Genomic DNA, 4952 nt, shown 5'->3' on the forward strand with positions numbered 1-4952 from the left:
GTCAGGGAGACGATGGTGGTGGAGTTAAGACTGGGGTTAATTTGGCATGGACCCTGACCTTCGTCGGGGAGATGATGGTGGGGGGGTGGAGATTGGGGTTAATTGGCATGGGCCCTGACCTGCGTCAGGGAGACGAATTTATGTCAGGGTGGCGAATCTATTTTAGGGAGTCGAATGGTGGGGTTTTGGGGTAAACAGTTTGGTTTTATATAAAAGTTGCGCAATCAAATGTTATAATATAACGTTATTTGTTAGATCGTGTTAATAGCGCTTCGTCATCGCTAATGATCAAATCAAAACCGTCAATTTAAAATGCAATGTGGTCAAAATTATGTCTAATATACCGTCTTTACTGCCAGTTACTGTGCTTTCTGGTTTTTTAGGTGCAGGTAAAACTACCGTTCTAAATCATATATTGAGTAACCGAGAAGGCCTCAAAGTGGCTGTTATCGTTAATGATATGAGTGAAGTTAATATTGATGCAGCAACAGTACAAAATGAAATAAGCTTAAATAGGGCAGAAGAAAAGCTTGTTGAAATGAGTAATGGCTGTATTTGTTGCACGCTCAGAGAAGATTTGCTTGAAGAGATCACCCGTTTAGCCAAAGAGGGCAAATATGACTATTTGGTCATTGAATCTACCGGCATTTCAGAGCCTTTACCGGTGGCCGAAACCTTTACGTTTGCAGATGAAAATGGCATTAGTTTATCGGATGTTGCCCAGTTAGATACCATGGTCACTGTGGTTGATGCGCTTAACTTTTTAAAAGATTACGATGAAGCGAGGTCTTTACATGAAGTGGGCGAAAGTTTAGGTGAAGAAGACGAGCGCAGTGTTGCCGACTTATTGGTTGAGCAGGTAGAGTTTGCTAATGTGTTATTAATTAGTAAAACCGATTTGATCTCAGACACAGAGCTAAAGCGCCTTAAAAGTATCTTGAAAACGCTTAACACTGATGCTGAACAAATTGCTATTTCAAACGGAAATGTGCCTTTAAAACAAGTATTAGCGACCGGTAAATTCAGTTTTGAAAAAGCAAGTGTTGCAGCAGGTTGGTTAAAAGAAATGCGAGGTGAGCATTTACCTGAAACAGAAGAGTTTGGTATTAGCAGCTTTGTATTTGAAGCGAGGCGTCCATTTTACCCAGAAAAGTTTTATAACTTCTTACACAGTAAAGAGATCGCGGGTAAGTTGATCCGATCCAAAGGCTTTTTTTGGTTGGCAACAAGGCCGCAATTTGCGGGGAGTTGGAGCCAAGCGGGCGGTATGGCACGATATGGTGTCGCGGGCTTATTTTGGAAAGCAGTACCCGAAAAAGATTGGCCCACAGATCCTGATTATCGCCAATCAATAGAAGCGCAATGGGTTGAACCATTTGGCGATATGCGCCAAGAGCTGGTTTTTATTGGTCAAGGGCTAGATAAAACCGATATTATCAATCGGTTAAACGCCTGTTTGTTAGAGGAAGATGAACTGCTGCAAGGCGCATCATCGTGGGCAAAACTCCCTGATCCATTTCCATCGTGGGAGTGATGCGCTTAAGGGTTTAAGTTTATTTGGGGGATTTACCACCTTGAATTCACGGAGTGATTAATAGGGGGCCTTTACAGACCCTCGCCTGCGTCAGGGTGAGTTATCTCTTTTAGGGAGACACAAGTATATAAGAACAAGGGGTTATGCCATATGATTATGGTTTAATTAAATGGCACAACTCCCTCATTAAAAAATGCTAACTTAAACGACTAGTAAATCCATGAATTGATTAACAGGCATTTTTGTTAACTCAGAGGTGTTTTTGCATAAGTTAAAAATTTCTTGAGTTTGTTGTGCTGAAAAACGAGAGGCTAAGTTTTGTTTGAATTTGGCTTCAAGAACAGGAATTCCCTCGCCTCTTCTGCGTTTATGTCCAATAGGGTATTCCACTTCAATTTTATCTGTACAGCTACCATCATTAAAGAAAACCTGTATGGCATTGGCAATAGAGCGTTTGTCTGGATCGTGGTATTCTTTACTGTAACGAGCATCTTCTATTACTACCATCTTATCTCTTAAGGTATCAATGATAGGGTTACTGTGGTGAAAGTCGTCTTCGTAGTGCTCTGCATTAAGCTTACCGAGCATGAGGGGTACTGCAACCATGTATTGTAAACAGTGATCGCGATCTGCTGGGTTTGCTAAAGGCCCATGTTTGGAAATAATACGGATCGCCGATTCATGAGTTGTTAACTCAATACGGCTAATGTCGGCTAATTTGTCTTTTACTTTTGGGTGGAGTAAAACGGCTGCCTCACAGGCTGTTTGAGAATGAAATTCTGCAGGGAAACTTAATTTAAATAATATATTTTCCATCACGTAACTCCCATACTCACGCTGAAAGCTAAACTGACGCTGTGCTTCTGGTTTTGTTTTAAGGTCTTTATTGGTATGGCTAAATGATACATCGTAAAATCCCCACTGAGGTGCGGTTAATACGCTAGGGATCCCCATTTCTCCGCGCATTGCGATATCAGCAAGCCTTACACCACGAGATGTTGCATCGCCAGCAGCCCATGATTTACGAGACCCTGCATTTGGTGCATGCCTGTATGTACGTAATGCCGAGCCATCTACCCAAGCTTGTGAAACGGCTGCCATAATGTGTTCTTTTGAGCCACCCATTAAATGCGTTACTACGGCTGTGGTCGCAATCCTAACAAGTAAAACATGACATAAACCAACACGATTAAAGCTATTTTCTAATGCTAAAACCCCCTGAATTTCATGCGCTTTTACCATCGACTCTAATACTTGCTGCATTGAAAGCGGTGTTTCACCTTTTGCAATGCGTACTTGAGACAAATGATCAGCGATGGCTAGAATACCCCCTAGGTTGTCTGATGGGTGCCCCCACTCAGCGGCAAGCCAAGTATCGTTAAAGTCAAGCCATCGAATTATGCAGCCAATATCCCAGGCAGCTTTGACCGGATCAAGAATGAATTGTGTACCTGGCACGCGTGCACCGTTTGGTACGCTCGTTCCTTGAACTAGTGGGCCAAGGTGTTTGGTGCATTCGGGAAACTTCAATGCTAAAAACCCACAACCTAAAGTGTCCATTAAGCAATTACGAGCCGTATCTAATGCTTCTTGAGATTTGACTTCATAGTTAATTACATAGTCGGCTATATCTATAATGACTTGGTCATATTCTGGACGTTCGGTTAGGTCAACGTTTGTACTCATAGTAATTCATCCTGTTAGATTAGTTGTTTTAGTGATAGAAATTTTGCAATGATAAAATTAATTAATGCAAATGATATTGATTTTCATTATTATTATCAAACGTTTTAAGTTGAGTAGCACTATGAGTAAGCCATCTTTAGTATTTAGCACAAAATTAGAGTGTCAGGCGATTGAGTATAATCGTCTTTTAAAGAGAGCCGAATCAGCATTTCTAGTAGGAAAGCAACAAGAAGCTGAATCACTTTATCTCTCAGCATTCGATATAAGTTTAAAATTATTACAAAGCCCTACTGCAAACAGAGTTTCAATTGAAAGAATGGTAGAAATTAGCAACTATTGTTTTGATCATTGCAGTGTGCTGTGTGATTGCTCTGAATACCACTTTTTAGAAGAAGCGGGTGAGGCGCTGGCCGCTTTGCTTTTACAAAGTAATAAGAGTGAATTAAGTAGTTATTTACTTCGAGGCTATCGCGAGGTTGCTAACTTAGCATTTGAATTAGTCCGGTTTAATCAAAGTATTCGGGCTCAAGAAATTGTGAATAGTTATATTCACTTTGAGCGTATATATAAAAAATCGCATTAAGTCGCACAGTATTTTGGTGCAGCGCGCGGGTAACTTCAAACAGGGAAAAATAGCCTAACAACCATAGCAGACGATAAAATGGATGATTTATAGTTTTGCTTACATAGGCCTCAAAACCACATTTGAGGCCTATAAAAATTTATACGAACTCAAACTTACCTTTCATGATGCCAAAGTGCCCTGGAAAAGAGCAAAAGAATGTGTAATCACCTCCAGCTTTAAGTTTATCTGTTGAGAATTCAAGGGTCGTTGATTCACCACCGCCAATAATATCTGATGCTGCAAATACGCGGTCATCTCCTTTCTTGATATATTTGTTTGCAAGGCCTGCGCTCATTCCTTCCATTGCAATTGCTTTTACGTCAGGTGTTTTTGCTAATACCCAGTTGTGGCCCATCACTTTGGCGGGGAGTTTTCCTGTGTGATTTAAAGTGAGAGTGACTTTTTTACAATCTGACGGAACGGTAAGTGTTTGAGCTGAAAACTGCATAGCGTCATTACTGTCAATATTGAAAGAACACTTTGCGAGTACATTATGCGAAAAAGCGAGTAAGAATGCGAAAATCATCATTTTTTTGTTCATGTCAATAGCCTATTTAATTGTTGTAATGATAATTATTATCAATAAAGTTGTGAGTTACAAGTATTTTCTTTAGCCGATAAATGTTGAAGGTATCAAAGTAGTGAACAGTGATAAAACTAACTTGTTGTTGTAGTTTTTAACATCAAAGGAGGGTTATCTTTATAGAGTTTTAAATGAAACCTGCTCTGCGTCAGGAAGACGAATCAAACAGAAGAATATACGCCATTCGTCTCCCTGAATTCATTTCAGGGTCTATTTTTTGTGTACTTAGTCAGAGTACGTTGGTTATTTAACATGGATCCTGACCTACGTCAGGAAGACAAATCAAACAGAAGAATACACGCCATTCGTCTCCCTGAATTCATTTCAGGGTCCAGTACTTGTGTACTAAGTGACATTACGTGGGTTATCAGACATGGATCCTGACCTGCGTTAGGAAGACAAATCAAACAGAAGAATACACGCCATTCGTCTCCCTGAATTCATTTCAGGGTCCAGTACTTGTGTACTAAGTGACATCACGTGGTTTATCAGGCATGGATCCTGACCTGCGTCAGGAAGACGAA

At 40.4% G+C, this 4952-nt stretch carries 5 protein-coding genes; 3 read left to right on the forward strand and 2 right to left on the reverse strand.

Annotated elements, in window-relative coordinates:
- On the forward strand, positions 1 to 194 hold a 194-nt coding region (locus tag CWC18_RS21035), incomplete at its 5' end, for a hypothetical protein (RefSeq protein WP_171041098.1).
- Between the two features lie 137 nt (positions 195 to 331).
- Positions 332 to 1534 carry a zinc metallochaperone GTPase ZigA gene (gene zigA, locus CWC18_RS12075; RefSeq protein WP_138593811.1) on the forward strand — a complete coding sequence of 401 codons (1203 nt, stop codon included), beginning with the start codon at positions 332 to 334 and terminating at the stop codon, positions 1532 to 1534.
- 201 nt (positions 1535 to 1735) lie between these two features.
- Here the strand turns inward: zigA and CWC18_RS12080 are convergent, their stop codons facing one another.
- Positions 1736 to 3220, reverse strand: coding sequence for a bifunctional 2-methylcitrate dehydratase/aconitate hydratase (locus CWC18_RS12080; protein ID WP_138675337.1), 1485 nt, complete (start codon positions 3218 to 3220; stop codon positions 1736 to 1738).
- A 121-nt stretch (positions 3221 to 3341) separates the two neighbouring features.
- On the opposite strand from CWC18_RS12080, the gene CWC18_RS12085 reads away from it, so the two are divergent.
- Positions 3342 to 3803, forward strand: a complete 462-nt coding sequence (locus CWC18_RS12085; RefSeq protein ID WP_138593813.1) for a hypothetical protein — start codon at positions 3342 to 3344, stop codon at positions 3801 to 3803.
- A gap of 139 nt (positions 3804 to 3942) precedes the next feature.
- Here the strand turns inward: CWC18_RS12085 and azu are convergent, their stop codons facing one another.
- A complete protein-coding gene (gene azu / locus CWC18_RS12090; protein ID WP_138675338.1) occupies positions 3943 to 4386 on the reverse strand; it encodes an azurin in 444 nt (147 codons plus the stop codon).
- Positions 4387 to 4952: the final 566 nt, after the last annotated feature.

This window comes from Pseudoalteromonas aurantia (genome assembly GCF_005886875.1).
In the GTDB taxonomy this organism is placed as follows: domain Bacteria; phylum Pseudomonadota; class Gammaproteobacteria; order Enterobacterales; family Alteromonadaceae; genus Pseudoalteromonas; species Pseudoalteromonas aurantia_A.